The sequence below is a fragment of the Octadecabacter arcticus 238 genome (assembly GCF_000155735.2).
In the GTDB taxonomy this organism is placed as follows: Bacteria; Pseudomonadota; Alphaproteobacteria; order Rhodobacterales; family Rhodobacteraceae; genus Octadecabacter; species Octadecabacter arcticus.
This window is the reverse complement of sequence record NC_020908.1, coordinates 3,553,961-3,569,105: the sequence shown is the minus strand read 5'-3', so window position 1 is coordinate 3,569,105 and position 15,145 is coordinate 3,553,961. Positions and strand designations below refer to the sequence as shown.

The following is a 15,145-nucleotide window of genomic DNA, read 5'->3' as shown; positions in this document are numbered from 1 at the left end:
CGCAGCGGCGTCAGGGGGCGGTCATATCACCCGTCAATGATGCCACATGCCACGCGCATGGGGACACAAGGATTCATGTCGGCCTATGCGTGGCGCGGCGATCTTTCGACGGCGCAGTATGTTTATCAGGGGTTGCCGCAGACCTAGGGCGCGTTGATAAAGCTCCAAAGTGAGCCGCAACACAGGCGCAGTCGCGCTGAATTGAACAAAGGACATCCGATGATTGAACGCATTGAAACGGGCGAACGCTCTTCTAAAATCGTCAAGCACAATGGTGTGGCGTATTTGACTGGCCAAGTGGCCGAAGGCGACACGATAGAAATTCAGGTGCAAACCTGTCTGGACAAGATTGACGCGTTGTTGATCAAGGCGGGATCATCACGCAAAGACATGCTCCGCGTGACGGTCTGGCTGGCGGATATGGATGATTTTGCAGGGTTGAACGCGGTCTGGAACGCATGGGTTCCATCCGGTCACGCCCCTGCACGTGCTTGCGTCAATGCAAAACTGGCGCGGGCTGAACTGAAGGTCGAATTTATGGTTGATGCGGCATACCAATAAGACAATTGCGCCGTGCAGACGTGGAGTGGCGTGGAGATCGGGGTGCGTCAGGAGACCCGAAGACCCAATTGGGAAAGCAGGTCTGCCGCTTGTCGTTTTGAGATGTGCGCGCCCTTGAAACGGCGCGCATCGCTCAGCCGCACACCGCCAAGATCAGCGCCACGCAGATCAGCGTCTTCAAACTTGCAGTTTTCCAGATTTGCATCGCGAAGCGAGCAGTCGTCGAAAATGGCTTCGCGAAAGTCGCATGAGCGTAGGTCTGCCTCGCTAAAATTAACCCGCGTTAGGGTAACTTTGCGAAACGACAGCTTTGGGAGAATGGCGAAGACCAGTAGAACGTCTTCCAGCACGAGGTCAGCGGTTTTCGCGTCTGTCAGATCGGCGCCTGTCATTTTGCAATGGCATATTTTGAGATCCGCCAGCATGGCATTGCGAAAATCGGTGTTGCTGAAGTCGCCACCGTCAATCGCGCTCTCTTGCAAGGTGGCGCTCAAAAAGCTGGACTCCGCAGCGCGGCAGCTTTTGAAACGGGTGTCTTCCAGTTGCGCGCCCTTCAACGAAGTGCGTTTGAAACCACAGTGATCAAAACACCATCCGGTGAAATTCAGATCTGATAAATCTAACCCGTCCAGATCGCAATTCGTAAGCGTGGTTGGCTGCTGTGTGCTGCATATGCTTTCAATATCCGCGCGCGTCGGTTTCAAATCAGCGAAGGTGCGGGGGGCAGATGACATGCCGAACTGTCGCAGAGCGCGGCGGGGGGCGCAAGCAGGCGGCTGATCATTTTGATGTCCATTCTCTCGATATGGGCGCCTCAAAAAATGACAAAAAGATTGGAGTGACCGCTGGCTGGATTTGCAGAAATAACTGTGCCAAAGTTGATGCTAATTCAGTGACGAAATGTGAAGATATCACGTCCAATTGCTGGGCAATACACAATGCGATGATCGTGAAAAGGGTAGCAAAATGATTGGTATGTCGGGCACGAAAAACCGGATTGTCGCGCTCGCCGCAGCCGTGAGTTTTGCGTGCGTTTCGCCCGTCGTGGCGCAGGACGAATTTACCTCTTATTCAACTACAAAGGGCGGTTGCGCGCCGGAGCAATCCCTTGAAAACCTGATCTATTGGACCCCGTCAACCATCTCCGGTCCTGGATTTGCGTGCATCCTTAATGAAAGTGTCCTGGCTGGAACCGGACTCGCGGGCTACGATAGTATTTGCTATTTTGCGGATAAAGAACTTAGCGGAATCGTCGTCTTTGGGGCTCCACGGTTCCCGCCGAACGATGACCACTTTAGCCTGCAACTGCCAAATTCCAGCACTTTTGAAATGTATCCCTGCACACAGGTCAGCGGCGTTACGGGGACAAATTAAAGCCTGCGAACGCGGTCCCCCACTAAAGCGCGTCTGCCATGTCCCCTAACAGCCCATCCAGAAACCGATCGAACGCAGCTGTTGGCTGCCTGAGAGGGAACACGTCACCAAACGGGTCGGGCGCGACGATGTTACTGCCTGCCATTTCGGCGATGACGTGGTGGCCGCAGAACGGCACGTAGACTTCGGAATAGCCGCCCTCGTGCGCCATCATCAACCGACCGCCGCAGAGGTCCTCTGCCAGCGATTTGACCTGCTGTGTCATCACCTGAAATGTTTGCGCCGTTGCCAGCATCCGGCCCAATGGGTCAATCGCGGCCGCGTCATAGCCACAGGCAATGACGATCACATCGGGTTTGAACGCTTGGACTTGCGGGATCACGATGCGCTCCATCGTCGAGAGGTATCCGATGTGGCCAGTGCCTGGGGGCAGCGGGATGTTGAGGTTGAACCCCGCGCCCTTGCCGCGCCCGCGATCGGCGAAATCGCCAGTATCCATCGGGTAGTTGCGGTCTTGGTGCATGGAAATTGTCAGCACGTCGGGGTCGTCGTAAAAGATTGCCTCGGTGCCATTGCCGTGGTGCACATCCCAATCGAGCACAACAACCCGCTGGGCCAGACCCTTGGCGCGGGCCGATTGAATGGCCAGCGCGAGGTTGGCAAGCAGGCAAAACCCGTTGGGAAAATCGGGCAGGCAGTGATGACCGGGGGGGCGCGACAGGGCGTAGGCGTTGGTGAGTTCGCCTTTTAGCACGGCCTGCAGTGCCGCAATACTAAGACCTGCAGACAGCGCGGCCATCTCGTAGCCTCCGGGGCCAAAGGGCGTGCGGCGGCCAAGTTCGCCGCCCCCCGCGTCCGACGTGGCCTTGAATGTGTCGAGGTAGGACGCCGGATGCACGCGCAGTAAGTCTTCGGTGGTTGCGGCAGGCGCATGGCGCATGTCCAGATCACCAGCGAGGCCGGTGACGTCCATCAGGTTCATTAAACGGCGTTTGCTTTCAGGGCTTTCGGGCAGACCACCGCCGACCATGGGCTGCACCAAGCCGCCCACAGGGAGCATGCCAGCATAATTTCCACCGCCGTGCCAAAAGCACTTCTCATCCCAAAAAAATCCAGTGGTCATCGCGCCGTCCTCCGTTTTATTGGTTCTAAAATACCTAGATCCCGCCCTCTGCGTCAGTCTCTGATCGAAACCGGTACGAGCCTTCGGGCAGATCCAGTGCCAAGGACAGATCGCGCAGTTGCGCCATGGATAGTGTGATGGTCACAGGCAGATCGGTGCGTGGATCGATTTGGATCACGGTGACGCAGTCTTCAAACGCGGAAATCACCACGTCTTCGCGCAGCGGGACTTCGCCATCATCGACCAGCGTGACCACGGTCGCATCAAATTCGTGCTCGATGGTGAACATGGCGACCCCTTTATTGGTCTTGTTGGTTTCAGACGCACACTGCCTCCGTGGGTTTGTGGGCGTCAAGGGCTGATCACTGCCTGCAACTTCGTGATGGGACTGGCAGGCGCGGGGTTCCCTGCTAGAATAACACCCAAGCGTCGCAACACAGGAACGCACACCATGCAGGTATTCAAGACCTTGGCAGCCATCATGCTGGTCAGTGGTGCGTCTGCGCTGGCGGGGTGTGATGTTGTGGTGCAACCCAATGGCGCGTCTGGCGGACAACAACAACCTGCCAGGGTTGCGACACCTGTGTTATCGTCCAATCCAGCCGCAGAAATTCCACGCGAACAGTGGGCCATGGCGCGCGCGTTTGTCGACGTTGTGAACCAGCTGGAACCCGTCGCCGAACGTGAATGCCGCAACCGGTCGCGCGGGTTAAATTGCGATTTTATGATCGTGGTTGATGATCGTCCGGGCCAACCTGCCAATGCGTTTCAGACCGTTGACGAACGGGGACGCCCCATTATTGCCTTTACGCTGGCGTTGATTGCGGATGCGCGCAACACCGATGAGCTGGCGTTCGTCATGGCCCATGAGGCCGCGCACCACATTGAAAACCACCTTGACCAGCAGCGCCGCAATGCCTCGCTTGGCGCTGCGGTATTTGGCCAATTGGCAGGCGTCACCGGTGGCGGCAACGAAGCCATTCGCACCGCACAAGAACTGGGTGCTGCCGTTGGCGCGCGCAGCTATTCCAAGGATTTTGAGCTTGAGGCCGACCGCCTTGGCACCATCATCGCGTTCCGTGCGGGTTATAATCCAGTGCGCGGCGCAGATTTCTTCTTTCGTGTTCCTGATCCGGGTGATCGTTTCCTTGGCACCCATCCGGCCAATGCTGATCGCCTGCAGGTCGTGCGCCAGACGGCTGCTAATCTCTAGGGTTTGGCTTTAGCGTCCGGCATTAGTCGCTGGCTTTGGGTCCAGTCGGAGTCTGCGCTTCTTGACTGGCCCGTTCTTGATTGGCGCTGGCGAAGGACAATCGCGGTGGTGGAAATGACGATCCAGAACAGTTGGATCAGCGCCGAGGCAAGGTTGAACGAATGGGTCAACCCGATCAGCACCATGGAAGCGGCCATGAGATTGATCATGAAATACAGCTTTGAATGGGATGTGAGCCGATGAAACGTCAACAGGCAGTAATTCATCACATAAAGTGAAAAACCGATGACGCCAATGACGTCGACCAAGGATGGCGGTAGACGGGCTATGAAATCGAACATGGAAAACTCCCTCGAAAAATCGTTACTGAACTGCCGTAGGAAAATCGGCCCCTCTACGGGTTGGGTCGATTTGAAATCTCTATAGGAGGAAGGTAGACGCCTGACTGCCCGCCGTCAGGTCAGCAAATCCATACGGTCTGGAATACCAGACTTTGGCTGGCTGTGGCGCGGTTGGCTTTGGTGGTTAGGTTGCTGGCAAAACGCCAAGGGCAATGGCGAGGCAAAAGCACACGGACGCGGCCAACACGAAGCTATGCCAGATCGCGTTTTGGTAGCGCAGCTTGTCTATGCTGAACACAATCGCGCCCAAAGAATAGACCAATCCGCCCGCCACGATCAGGCCCAGCGTCACTCCAGACACCAGCGGGATCAGCGAGGACACGAGCGCGACGCTGAGCCAGCCAAGCCCGAGGTAGAGGCCAACGCCCCAACGGCTTGGACGGGCCCAAAAGAACAGTTTTGCAATCGCGCCAACAGCGGCAAGCGCCCAAACGAGACCCAAGACACCATAGGCGAACGCGGACCCGATCAACACCACAAGTGGCGTGTAAGTACCCGCAATCTTGAGGTAAATCGCCGCGTGATCAATACGGCGCAGCAGCGAGCGCGGGCGGTCCCACGGGGTGAAATGGTAACACGCAGAGGCTATGAACGATCCGATCAACGCCGCGCCATAGATGCTCAACGCGACAACCGTTCCAACACTGGTCTCACCGCTTGCCGCGACAATCAACAGAATGGTCGCGACGATGGCAAACACAATGCCAGCCGCGTGCACGGCACCATCGGCGATACGTTCGCCGCGTGTGTAATCGGGGTAGGGGTCTGAAATGTTCATGCGCTCAAGGTAGTCACCAAACTGCGTCTGAACATTGTGCCGTTGCGTCATAAAACAACTAAGGGATTTAACGCGTGCTTGCGGGCATGGTTTTGCAACGGCGCTTTTGCGCGCTAAGTTTGCAATTGAACCCCTAATTCGACCCACCGAAAGGATCCCGGACCCATGCGTATCACCCTTGCCGCGTCGCTCTTGGCGATTAGTCCTGTCATTGCCTTTGCCGTGGGAACCGCCGATTCCAACCCACCGACCCCGACTGAAACGACAGAAGTTTGCGCCGAGGGGCTGATTTTCGATCTGGCAACGCAGACCTGCATGACGCCGGATCAATCCACCAATGATGACAGCGCGATGATGGATGCGGTGCGCGAGCTGGCCTACGATGGTCGTTACGCCGATGCACGGACAATCCTTGATCGCCTTAGTCCCAACGACAGCATGGTGCAGACCTATTATGGGTTCACAGCCCGCAAACTGGGCGATTTCGATACTGGCATGGCCTATTATACGGCAGCGCTGGTGATTGACCCCGACAACATCCTTGCGCGCAGCTACATGGGGCAAGGCATGGTTGAACGTGGTGATCTGGTCGGCGCACGGATGCAATTGTCGGAAATTCGCGCCCGTGATGGTCGCCAGACATGGCCCGAAATTGCCTTGCGGATGGCGATTGAGCGCGGCGTTGGCCAATCTTACTAGCGGTCCGTTTTAGCAGATGCCCAGTCTTACTAGACGGCCATTCTTACGACGTTTCCATCAGTCCGGACCCTGCCACGCGCCGCCGCGCCAGATGTAGCTCAACGTTGACAGCGGATGCGCACTTTCGCGGCCGCGCTCAATTGTAACCAGCGGCAGTTTCAGTCAGGTTGCAATGATGAAACAGGTGCGCGTGCTCGAAAATATCTTCACCGACCGTGGGTCGAAATATGCGGTGTCCGGTGGGCCGTGCACGTCTGCGATTGAGGCTAAGGCGTTCATCAAGTCCCTGTGTCGGCGCAAGAAATTTGCCAAAGCAACCCACAACACATGGGGCCTGATCCTGCCCGATGGCACGCCAATCAAGGCTGACGACGGGGAGGCGGGCGCGGGTCTGGTGATTATCCGCATGCTGGAACGAGAGGCGCGCGTCGGCGAGATTGTCGTCGTCACGCGCTGGTTTGGCGGTGTACACTTGGGCGGAGACAGGTTCAGGCGGGTGCAAGACGCTGTGCGCGTGTATCTGGATTGAACCTGCCCGCCGAAGCGAACTTTAGGGTGATTAATGGGATTTTTCGAACGATTGAAATGGCGCTGCATGTGGTCATGGGCGGGCCTGCGCGATGCATGGCTGCAAGAGCCGTCGTTTCGCTCATGGGTCTGGGCCAATGTTGTGTCGGGCGGGCTGGCGATTTGGTTGCTGGACGGCGCGGAACTGGCCTTGATCTTGGCGCTGGGCGTACTGGTTCTGGCGGCGGAACTTCTCAACACTGGACTTGAGCGGGTCGTGGATTTGGTGAGCTTGGAGCAGAGCGAACTGGCACGACAAGCCAAGGATGCGGGCAGTGCCGGGGTGGCGGTGGCTGGCGTGGCGGTCGGTGTGGCTTGGGTGGTGGTATTGCTGGGCTAGGCGCGGCTGGTTGCATATAAAACGCCTGCTAACCTGTGAACAGGCTTAGGCATCGTCAGGCCAGATGTGACGCTCAAATTTTTGTTTCCCCTGAAAATGTCGCCAAACGCCTGCTATTTTGTCGCCATGACCCATGAGATTCCTTTTGAAAACGGCGCGCCAGATCACGATGAAAAAATCGCAAGCACATCTGGTGTTTTGCGCACGTCAACGGAGGGCTGCGTTACAGGTAAGCTCGCCAAGTTCCTCGATCTGATGGATGATGAGTTGGCCGAGCATGTGGCGCAGACGTCAGCCGAATAAGCGTGTGTTGCCCGAATGTTTGGGGGCAACAGTTTTCAAATCAAGAGTGGTGATATGGGTCGATGGTTTGGGGCGGCTCGAGTGGTGGTTTTGGTCCGTTGATCGCAAGGCCCTTATTGATAGTTGCCAAGCTAAGTTGAGATGATCAACCTTGTGGTTGAGTGGCGTCTCAGTTACGATTTTCAAGATAATTCAAAGGACTAATAATGTTGAAGGCCGATGCCCCAGAACGTGTATTTATTAGTTATAGCCATGACGATGAGGTTCACAAAGCTAGGGTTCTCGATTTAGCAAATCGTTTACGCGAAGATGGTGTCGACGCAGTAATTGATCAATACGAAGAATCCCCTGAACAGGGCTGGCCCCGTTGGATGGAGCATCAAATCCGTGAAGCGGATTTTGTCTTAGTCGTGGGGTCTAAATTGTATCATGACCGTTTTCTTGGCGACGGCAAAGATGGCGTTGGACTTGGGGGCAAGTGGGAGGGAGGAATTCTCACTCAGCATCTGTATGAAAGCGATATGAAAACTAAGGGATACGTTCCAATAATCTTTGAAGAAGAAGATGTTGGTTTTATTCCAATGCCTTTGCGGCCGTTCACTCGCTATCTCATTGATGGTGAGGCTGGGTATGAGAAAATATACAGACGCATAACCAATCAACCTAAGTCTGTTAAACCGCAATTAGGTCAACGCCGTGAATTATCTACTCCCGAAGTGAAGTCGGGCGGGACAATCTATATTGGTGGGCCAATTGATCCAGAACTTTGGGATAAAGCAAAATGGAGGGCAACGTTTTTCATGGCTGGCGAAGGCAGTTCTGCACCGCGACTAGGTCTTGGTTTCCGAAATCGAGAAGCAGCCGAGAAAATCTTTCAAAACTGGAAGGAGCGTTATGGCGAGAACGATGAAGACGAAGAATTGCGGGTGTCGATCATCGAAGGTGAGATCGAAGGTGAAGAAGCAGGCTACAGTGTCCACGTCGGCTCTGAATGGAAAACTACTTACAAGAAGCTCTCGCGAAAGTCTCGAATGGACGAGGCTGACTTGATGATGAGCATCTCTAGAATTGATCGCATGAATCCGCCCGCCAACAGTCCTGGCTTGCCGTGGTTCAAAGAAGCTGTACGTCAGTCCAAGGTATATTATATCGTGGCAGGCATTCTAAGCGAAGATCGGGCTTCCATTGAGGAGCTTGGAGCGATTGAAATCCGAAAGAGCTGGATTTACTTCAGAAATGTTGATGAAATTGGAAAACACGACCCTGACGTTATTGTCTTGGGGACGGGTGCGGTCGAACGTGGTGCTGCCGATTAGATCACCTTCCCCCACAAATCATACTCCCCAGCCTCATCGACCTCCACGCTCACAATCTCCCCGACCTTCAACCCCTCGGTCCCCTCATCAATAAACAGGTTTCCGTCGATTTCGGGAGCATCCGATTTTGTGCGGCAGGTCGCGATGCCGTCTTCGTCGATGTCATCGATAATCACGTCCATCACCGAGCCGACTTTCGCGGCGAGTTTCGCCTCAGAAATCACTTGCGCTTTTTCCATGAAACGGTCCCAGCGCTCCTGCTTTACCTCTGCGGGCACGTGGTCGGGCAGGGCGTTGCTGCGCGCTCCAGCGACGTTTTCGTATTGGAAACAGCCGACGCGATCCAGTTGTGCCTCGTCCATCCAATCGAGCAACACTTGGAATTCTGCCTCCGTCTCACCGGGGTAGCCGACGATGAACGTGGATCGCAGGGTGATGTCGGGGCAAATTGCGCGCCATGCGGTGATTTCGTCCAGCGTCTTGGCGGCGGCAGCAGGGCGGGCCATGCGGCGCAGCACGTCGGTTGATGCGTGTTGGAACGGAATGTCGAGGTAGGGCAGGATCAGCCCGTCGGCCATCAGCGGAATCAGTTGGCGCACGTGGGGGTAGGGGTAGACGTAGTGCAGGCGCACCCATGGTTTGGTGTCGCCGCCCAAACTGCCAAGATCACGCGCGAGGTCGGTGATGTGGGCGCGGTGGCCACGATCTTCGGCGTGTTTGATGTCGACGCCATAGGCAGAGGTGTCTTGGCTAATCACCAGCAGTTCGCGCACGCCGTTTTCCACCAGCTTTTCAGCCTCGCGCAGCACCGCATGGGCAGGGCGGCTTTGCAGTTTGCCGCGCATGTCGGGGATGATGCAGAACTTGCACTTGTGGTTACAGCCCTCAGAAATCTTGAGGTAGCTGTAGTGGCGCGGGGTCAGGGACACACCGGACGCGGGCAGCAGGTCAATGAACGGATCGGGGCTGGGCGGCACGGCGGCGTGTACCGCATCGAGAACCTGTTCGTATTGGTGCGGCCCTGTCACTGCAAGAATGCGGGGATGGTGTTCGCGGATGTAGTCAGGTTCTGCGCCCAAGCAACCGGTGACGATGACCTTGCCGTTTTCATTTAACGCTTCGCCAATCGCATCAAGGCTTTCGGCCTTGGCGCTGTCCAGAAAGCCGCAGGTGTTAACGATCACCGCATCTGCGCCCGCGTAATCGGGTGAAATCGCGTAGCCTTCGGCGCGCAGGCGCGTCAGGATGCGTTCGCTGTCCACCAGCGCCTTGGGGCAGCCCAATGACACCATACCGATGGTCGGCTGATTGCCCCGACGCGTATCAGGTGTTGCGATTTTCGGCGCGAGGTCCGGACGAAGACTGGGAGGGTTTTGTGACATGGGCCGCGTATAGGCGGGAACGCGAGACTTGGGAAGACTTGCAGCGCGACGCGGGGGCGGTATCGTGCGCGAGAAGAAAAGGATACCTAAGTGACAGACAAACCCAAACTGACCCCTGCGAACGAAAACCCGTGGTATGTTCTGATGACCCTGTATGGGGAACAGGACGAGGAGGAGGTTGTCAATGACCCGGATGATCAAAGCCGCGCGGTCTGGAATGCGTGGTCCTGTCAGCAGCTTTACGATGACGCGGCGGCTGAACTGGCCAAGCAAACGGGGGTAGATGTGGCCGAGACGCGCGGTTGGTCGCTGATCGCGACAGAGGTAAAGCGCAAGCACCGCGCCGAGATGGAGGACCGCAATGATGACGATTTTACCTATCCCGGGTTTCCTGATTTTGAGTCAGCAATCCAATGTTCAGAAATACAGTTTTGCAACATCCTTGTGTTGGAAAACCGTATTTTCACGCAGCCTGTCTATTTCACCTCCGCCACCTTTACGCAGGACGCCGATTTCAACTCCGCCACCTTCACGCAGGACGCCAATTTCAGCTCCGCCACTTTCACGCAGTCCGCCTATTTCGACTCCGCCACGTTTACGCAGCTCGCCTATTTCTTCTCCGCCACCTTCACGCAGCGCGCTGATTTCCTCTTCGCCACCTTCACGCAGGACGCCGATTTCTCCTCCGCCACCTTCACGCAGGCCGCCGATTTCTCCTCAGCTACGTTTGACGGCCCTGCCAAGTTTATGGCTGCGCGGTTCGGGGTGCGCGACGAGACTGAAACCTGCGTGCCGATTTTTACCGAAGCCGCGTTTGCACGTTTGGTGAGTTTTCGAGACGCCAAATTCGTCACCCATTATCCGGTGCTGGAAGGCACGGAGTTTCGTGAAACCTTGGTTGTGACGGCCAAATCAACCCATTGGCCCAGTGCCGGGCAGCCTTTGTTGGATCAGGCTGCGAAGGTGCTAAGAAAAGTTCCCACCAAGGAGGTTGCCAAGGACTCCTGCGCCAGATTGCGCCACGCCTTGGGCAAGCAGGGGATGCCCGAAGATGAGCATTTCTTTTATCGCCGTGAAATGAAATTGGCAGGGGCAATCGACCCGTGGAACCGGGGATTTCCCTATCGTCTCTTTGGCTGGGTATCGGATTACGGTTATTCGATTGCGCGACCCGCGAACGCACTTCTTGCCTTATGGCTTTGGATCATTTTGGTTTATACAGAGGGCGGAGGGTTTGGTGTGTTCGAGGCGCTTGGCTATTCCTTTGCCAATATGTTCAAATTCTTTGGTCTTCAGAGCATATATTTTGACTATGAGATCATCCGCAATTGGCCCGCGTGGGTGAAGGTCGTTAGCGCCACCCAAACCGTCCTCTCCTTCATCCTCCTGTTCTTCCTCGGCCTTGGTCTGCGGACGCGGTTCCGGCTGCGCTAGCCGAACTGTGCATTTGCGCACACCTTTGGTGACAGGGTGGTGATTGAATGCGTCTGGGCGCCGTCCTACCTTACAATCACCGAAACCGAAGGAGGCAACCATGTCAATTCGTCCCGTCCTTGAGACCCGCCACGCCGTTCCCACAATGGAGGGCGCAGGCGTGCATCTGCACCGCGCGTTCGGGTTTGCCGACCCGTCCGAATTGGACCCGTTCTTGTTGTTTGACGACTTTCGCAACGAGCTCCCTGCGCATTTCGAAAAGGGCTTTCCGTGGCACCCGCATCGCGGCATCGAAACCATTACCTATGTGCTGAACGGCACGGTCGAACATGGCGACAGCCTTGGCAATACAGGCACGCTGGGTGCGGGTGATGTGCAATGGATGACTGCCGGATCCGGCATTATGCACCAAGAAATGCCGCAGGGAAACGCGGCTGGGCAGATGCACGGGTTCCAGCTGTGGGGCAATTTGCCAGCGGCACAAAAGATGACCGATCCGCGCTATCAGGATGTAAATGCCCGTGAGATTCCAGAAGTCACCGACGATGATGGCACGGTTGTGCGGGTTATCACGGGCGAATTCTGGGGCAAACGCGGCCCCGTGGATGGCATTGCCGCCGATCCGCAATACCTTGATGTGACAATGCCGGCTGGGGTGAAAAAAACCTTCAAGATCGACACCTATCTTCGCGCGTTCGCGTATGTGTTTGAAGGCAAGGCTGCCTTCGCCGACGCCAGCGCCCCGACCGGTGTTTTGCTGGAAAAAGAGGTCATGGGCGAAGAGGTCAACATCCGCGACATGTCTGGCGATCGCACCCTGATCCGGTTCGGCACGGGCGACGAAGTCACCGTGCAAGCGGGACCAGAAGGTGTGCGTTTCTTGCTGATATCAGGTGCTCCGATTGAAGAACCCGTCGCATGGCACGGCCCCATCGTGATGAACACGCAGGATGAATTGAAACAGGCGATCCGCGATCTACGCAACGGCACATTTATCAAGCCCGCACATTAGGGGGCTTTCAGGAGGTCTGATGATTTCGCTTGGAAGCGACTGGGTGCGGTGAACGTCCTTTGTCAGCGGTGGTCTCAACGGGTCGACGCAACACGCTCCGCGAACTTCTCCGCGGGGGGGGGGGGGGGCAAGATCTTGCGGCGGCAATCGCGCAGCTGCCGCGCGATTGCGCTCAGTTTTGCCTGAGAATGGACGGATAATACCAGCGGCCAGAATATCTGACTCATTTATTTGGTTTTAATTTTTGGCAAACTCTGAATCAATATTCTCCATAGATTGGGAGGTGCTCATGGGTGGAGCCATAAAAATTACGCGCACGGATATGTCTGCGAAAGATTTGCGCCGTGCGGCAAAGCGAACCAAGGATGGGCGGGTTGTACGGCGACTACTGGCCATAGCGCTGGTGCTTGATGGGGTGGATCGTGAAACGGCTGCCCGCAGCAGTGGTATGGATCGACAAACACTTCGGGATTGGGCGCATCGCTTTAACGCAGAAGGCATTGAGGGGTTATCGGATCGGAATGGCAAGGGGGCAAAACCACGGTTGTCGCCCAAGCAACAGGCGCAATTTGTGGCGTGGGTGGAGGCCGGGCTCGACCCAGTAAAAGATGGCGTAGTACGATGGCGTTGTGTCGACTTGCAGGCTCGTGTTGAAGAGGAGTTCGACGTGAAACTGCATGTGCGTACGATTGGAAAATATCTAACCAAGCATGGCTTTCGCCGCCTGTCTGTGCGTCCAGAGCATCCGAAAACTGATCGCGAAGCGCAGCAGACTTTTAAAAAAACTTTGCGAGCCTCGTAAACGATACTCTGCCAGAACATGCAAAGGGGAAGCCTCTTGAAGTATGGTTCCAAGATGAAGCCCGCGTTGGACAACAGGGGACACTCACCCGTAAATGGGCCAAGCGTGGAACTCGCCCGCGCGCACCCCGTGATATACGCTTCAAATGGAGTTATATCTTTGGTGCCGCTTGTCCCGCACGTGGTACCGCCGCAGGTCTCGTCCTGCCCTACGTCAACGCCGAGGCTATGGGGCTGCATCTTGATGAGATCGCAAAAGCTGTCGCACCCGGCTCACATGCCTTGCTGATTGTTGATGGGGCGGGGTGGCATGGCGCAAAATGTTTGCAGGTGCCAGATAAAATTACGCTCGTTAAGCTGCCACCGTATTCACCCGAACTGAACCCCATGGAAAACGTCTGGGCTTATCTGCGAGCTAATAAACTCGCAATCACAGTTTTCGACACCTATGACGAAATACTCAACAAATGTGCACAAGCTTGGAACTTCTTTGCGAACGACCCAGAGCGAATAAGTTCAATCACAGATCGAGAATGGGCAAGGGTCACTTAATTCGGCCGTTGGTATAAGTCGGTTCATTTATCCGTTGAGGACGCGGCGTGAGCCACCAAAAGGTCCCAACTGCGTTTGCTCAACGCGTCGCCCAAACCTTTTGAAGCAGTTGGGCCACAAAGGCTGCGAAACAGAGCTGCTGTAGCGCGGTAGAATTTAGTCCATAACTTCAGAGCCTCCGAGCGACAATCGACGGGCGGTTTGATTGGGACGATAGCGGTTGGGACGATAGCCCAGTCCCTCAGCTGCGCGCTTAACGCGTGCGCGGGTTTTGGGGCTGATGTCAGCGTCGTTATTGTTCGCACGGCTTGCCGTCCCGACCGTCAGGCTAAGATGTGCCGCCAGCACCTTCAAACTCACAGAATCTTTTGACTTTGGTTCCCTCCCATTGTCCAAACGCGTACCGAAACCGATTTCGGAAAAGACTAAACTAATTTATCCGGAACGATCAGGGGGCGGCTTATAGGCTGTCAGGCGCTTGGAAATGGCCCGGAAACGCAGTGAGAAATACATATGAAACGATCACGCATCAACGATATTATTGCGCAGTCCGACGACATGATGCGCTCTTTTGGATTTGTTTTGCCGCCTTGGGCATACTGGACGCCAGACGAATTCAAGGCTCGCGCGGGGGAGGCCGCTGCCGTAATCGAGGCGCGCAATGGCTGGGATATCACCGACTATGGTGCAGGCGATTTCGACAAGATGGGCCTGTTCCTTTTCACCCTGCGCAACGGGCGTTTGGCCGATCTGCAACGGGGCGGTGGCATGTGCTACGCTGAAAAATTGCTGATCTCCAAGCAGGACCAATTGTCCCCGATGCACACCCACGTCATCAAGGCCGAGGACATCATCAATCGCGGTGGCGCAACCTTGGTGGTTGAACTGTTCGGGTCAGATGCAGATGGTCATTTTGACGAAACCACAGGCGGCACGGTGTGGTGTGACGGGTTGCAGCGCGACTATGGTCCGGGCGAAAAGCTGCGCCTTGCCCCCGGTGAAAGCGTTACACTTATGCCAGGTGATTGGCACGCGTTTTGGGGCGAGGGTGGCGATGTGCTGATTGGTGAGGTTTCAACGGTCAACGATGATGAAACCGACAACATCTTTCGCGAACCCATTGGTCGGTTTGCCAATATCCAAGAAGACGCAGCGCCCACCCACCTTCTGGTGAGCGATTATCGGAACTGGCTGGACTGAGTGACAATTAACGATGCGTCAGGCGATGTTGCGTATTGGCGCGATTTAGTGGGCGACACTCGCCTCATCCCCCAAACAAAAAGGCCCGC

General features: G+C 56.0%; 19 protein-coding genes and 1 pseudogene. 12 read left to right on the top strand and 8 right to left on the bottom strand.

What is annotated here, in order from left to right; all coding sequences use genetic code 11:
- Nucleotides 1–219 precede the first annotated feature (219 nt).
- Nucleotides 220–561 (top strand): RidA family protein, encoded by a 342-nt coding sequence (locus tag OA238_RS18495; RefSeq protein WP_015496356.1) that lies wholly within the window; start codon nucleotides 220–222, stop codon nucleotides 559–561.
- A gap of 47 nt (nucleotides 562–608) precedes the next feature.
- Here the strand turns inward: OA238_RS18495 and OA238_RS18490 are convergent, their stop codons facing one another.
- Nucleotides 609–1,295, bottom strand: coding sequence for a pentapeptide repeat-containing protein (locus OA238_RS18490; protein WP_015496355.1), 687 nt, complete (start codon nucleotides 1,293–1,295; stop codon nucleotides 609–611).
- A gap of 232 nt (nucleotides 1,296–1,527) precedes the next feature.
- Between OA238_RS18490 and OA238_RS18485 the strand changes: the two genes are divergently transcribed.
- Nucleotides 1,528–1,935, top strand: coding sequence for a hypothetical protein (locus OA238_RS18485; protein ID WP_044037162.1), 408 nt, complete (start codon nucleotides 1,528–1,530; stop codon nucleotides 1,933–1,935).
- Nucleotides 1,936–1,957: 22 nt separating this feature from the next.
- Here OA238_RS18485 and OA238_RS18480 read toward each other — a convergent pair whose 3' ends face one another.
- Entirely contained in the window at nucleotides 1,958–3,058 is a 1,101-nt protein-coding gene (locus OA238_RS18480; RefSeq protein WP_015496354.1) for a class II histone deacetylase, read from the bottom strand.
- Between the two features lie 34 nt (nucleotides 3,059–3,092).
- Nucleotides 3,093–3,347: a hypothetical protein gene (locus OA238_RS31975; RefSeq protein WP_044037161.1), complete on the bottom strand. Its 255-nt coding sequence runs from the start codon at nucleotides 3,345–3,347 to the stop codon at nucleotides 3,093–3,095.
- Between the two features lie 162 nt (nucleotides 3,348–3,509).
- Between OA238_RS31975 and OA238_RS18470 the strand changes: the two genes are divergently transcribed.
- Nucleotides 3,510–4,271 (top strand): M48 family metallopeptidase, encoded by a 762-nt coding sequence (locus OA238_RS18470; RefSeq protein ID WP_044038527.1) that lies wholly within the window; start codon nucleotides 3,510–3,512, stop codon nucleotides 4,269–4,271.
- Here OA238_RS18470 and OA238_RS18465 read toward each other — a convergent pair.
- Nucleotides 4,268–4,612, bottom strand: coding sequence for a CBU_0592 family membrane protein (locus tag OA238_RS18465; protein WP_187293071.1), 345 nt, complete (start codon nucleotides 4,610–4,612; stop codon nucleotides 4,268–4,270). The genes OA238_RS18470 and OA238_RS18465 overlap by 4 nt on opposite strands.
- Before the next feature lie 184 nt (nucleotides 4,613–4,796).
- Nucleotides 4,797–5,450, bottom strand: coding sequence for a PAQR family membrane homeostasis protein TrhA (gene trhA / locus OA238_RS18460; protein WP_085982815.1), 654 nt, complete (start codon nucleotides 5,448–5,450; stop codon nucleotides 4,797–4,799).
- A gap of 165 nt (nucleotides 5,451–5,615) precedes the next feature.
- Between trhA and OA238_RS18455 the strand changes: the two genes are divergently transcribed.
- The 5 genes from OA238_RS18455 (at nucleotide 5,616) to OA238_RS18435 (ending at nucleotide 8,675) form a co-directional block, all read left to right on the top strand.
- Nucleotides 5,616–6,149 (top strand): tetratricopeptide repeat protein, encoded by a 534-nt coding sequence (locus OA238_RS18455; RefSeq protein ID WP_015496351.1) that lies wholly within the window; start codon nucleotides 5,616–5,618, stop codon nucleotides 6,147–6,149.
- Nucleotides 6,150–6,321: 172 nt separating this feature from the next.
- Entirely contained in the window at nucleotides 6,322–6,678 is a 357-nt protein-coding gene (locus OA238_RS18450; RefSeq protein WP_015496350.1) for a YigZ family protein, read from the top strand.
- Nucleotides 6,679–6,711: 33 nt separating this feature from the next.
- A complete protein-coding gene (locus tag OA238_RS18445) occupies nucleotides 6,712–7,056 on the top strand; it encodes a diacylglycerol kinase (protein WP_015496349.1) in 345 nt (114 codons plus the stop codon).
- A 66-nt stretch (nucleotides 7,057–7,122) separates the two neighbouring features.
- Entirely contained in the window at nucleotides 7,123–7,359 is a 237-nt protein-coding gene (locus tag OA238_RS18440) for a hypothetical protein (RefSeq protein WP_015496348.1), read from the top strand.
- 206 nt (nucleotides 7,360–7,565) lie between these two features.
- Complete coding sequence (locus tag OA238_RS18435; RefSeq protein ID WP_015496347.1) at nucleotides 7,566–8,675, top strand: SEFIR domain-containing protein; 1,110 nt, start codon at nucleotides 7,566–7,568, stop codon at nucleotides 8,673–8,675.
- On the opposite strand, the gene rimO is transcribed toward OA238_RS18435, so the two are convergent.
- Nucleotides 8,672–10,057 carry a 30S ribosomal protein S12 methylthiotransferase RimO gene (gene rimO, locus OA238_RS18430; protein ID WP_015496346.1) on the bottom strand — a complete coding sequence of 462 codons (1,386 nt, stop codon included), beginning with the start codon at nucleotides 10,055–10,057 and terminating at the stop codon, nucleotides 8,672–8,674. The two genes, OA238_RS18435 and rimO, sit on opposite strands and share 4 nt — an antisense overlap.
- A 90-nt stretch (nucleotides 10,058–10,147) precedes the next feature.
- Here rimO and OA238_RS29195 point away from each other — a divergent pair, with 90 nt between their 5' ends.
- Both OA238_RS29195 and OA238_RS18415 read left to right on the top strand, forming a co-directional pair.
- On the top strand, nucleotides 10,148–11,491 hold the full coding sequence (locus OA238_RS29195) for a pentapeptide repeat-containing protein (RefSeq protein WP_015496345.1): 1,344 nt from the start codon (nucleotides 10,148–10,150) through the stop codon (nucleotides 11,489–11,491).
- A gap of 100 nt (nucleotides 11,492–11,591) precedes the next feature.
- The gene (locus tag OA238_RS18415) at nucleotides 11,592–12,503 is read left to right on the top strand and encodes a pirin family protein (protein WP_015496344.1); all 912 of its coding nucleotides are present in this window, start codon (nucleotides 11,592–11,594) and stop codon (nucleotides 12,501–12,503) included.
- A 74-nt stretch (nucleotides 12,504–12,577) separates the two neighbouring features.
- On the opposite strand, the pseudogene OA238_RS35170 reads toward OA238_RS18415, so the two are convergent.
- Nucleotides 12,578–12,703, bottom strand: a pseudogene (locus OA238_RS35170) (IS30 family transposase); the annotation flags it as partial.
- 89 nt (nucleotides 12,704–12,792) lie between these two features.
- On the opposite strand from OA238_RS35170, the gene OA238_RS30505 reads away from it, so the two are divergent.
- Nucleotides 12,793–13,856, top strand: a protein-coding gene (locus tag OA238_RS30505) for an IS630 family transposase (RefSeq protein WP_085982771.1) whose coding sequence is annotated in 2 segments (ribosomal slippage) — nucleotides 12,793–13,282 and nucleotides 13,282–13,856 — 1,065 coding nt in all. Because the reading frame shifts where the segments join, the coding sequence is not laid out codon by codon here.
- Nucleotides 13,857–14,012: 156 nt separating this feature from the next.
- Here OA238_RS30505 and OA238_RS18400 read toward each other — a convergent pair.
- Nucleotides 14,013–14,216: a LacI family DNA-binding transcriptional regulator gene (locus OA238_RS18400; protein ID WP_187293070.1), complete on the bottom strand. Its 204-nt coding sequence runs from the start codon at nucleotides 14,214–14,216 to the stop codon at nucleotides 14,013–14,015.
- Between the two features lie 153 nt (nucleotides 14,217–14,369).
- On the opposite strand from OA238_RS18400, the gene OA238_RS18395 reads away from it, so the two are divergent.
- Nucleotides 14,370–15,056, top strand: a complete 687-nt coding sequence (locus OA238_RS18395) for a D-lyxose/D-mannose family sugar isomerase (RefSeq protein ID WP_015496341.1) — start codon at nucleotides 14,370–14,372, stop codon at nucleotides 15,054–15,056.
- The last annotated feature ends 89 nt before the right edge of the window (nucleotides 15,057–15,145 follow it).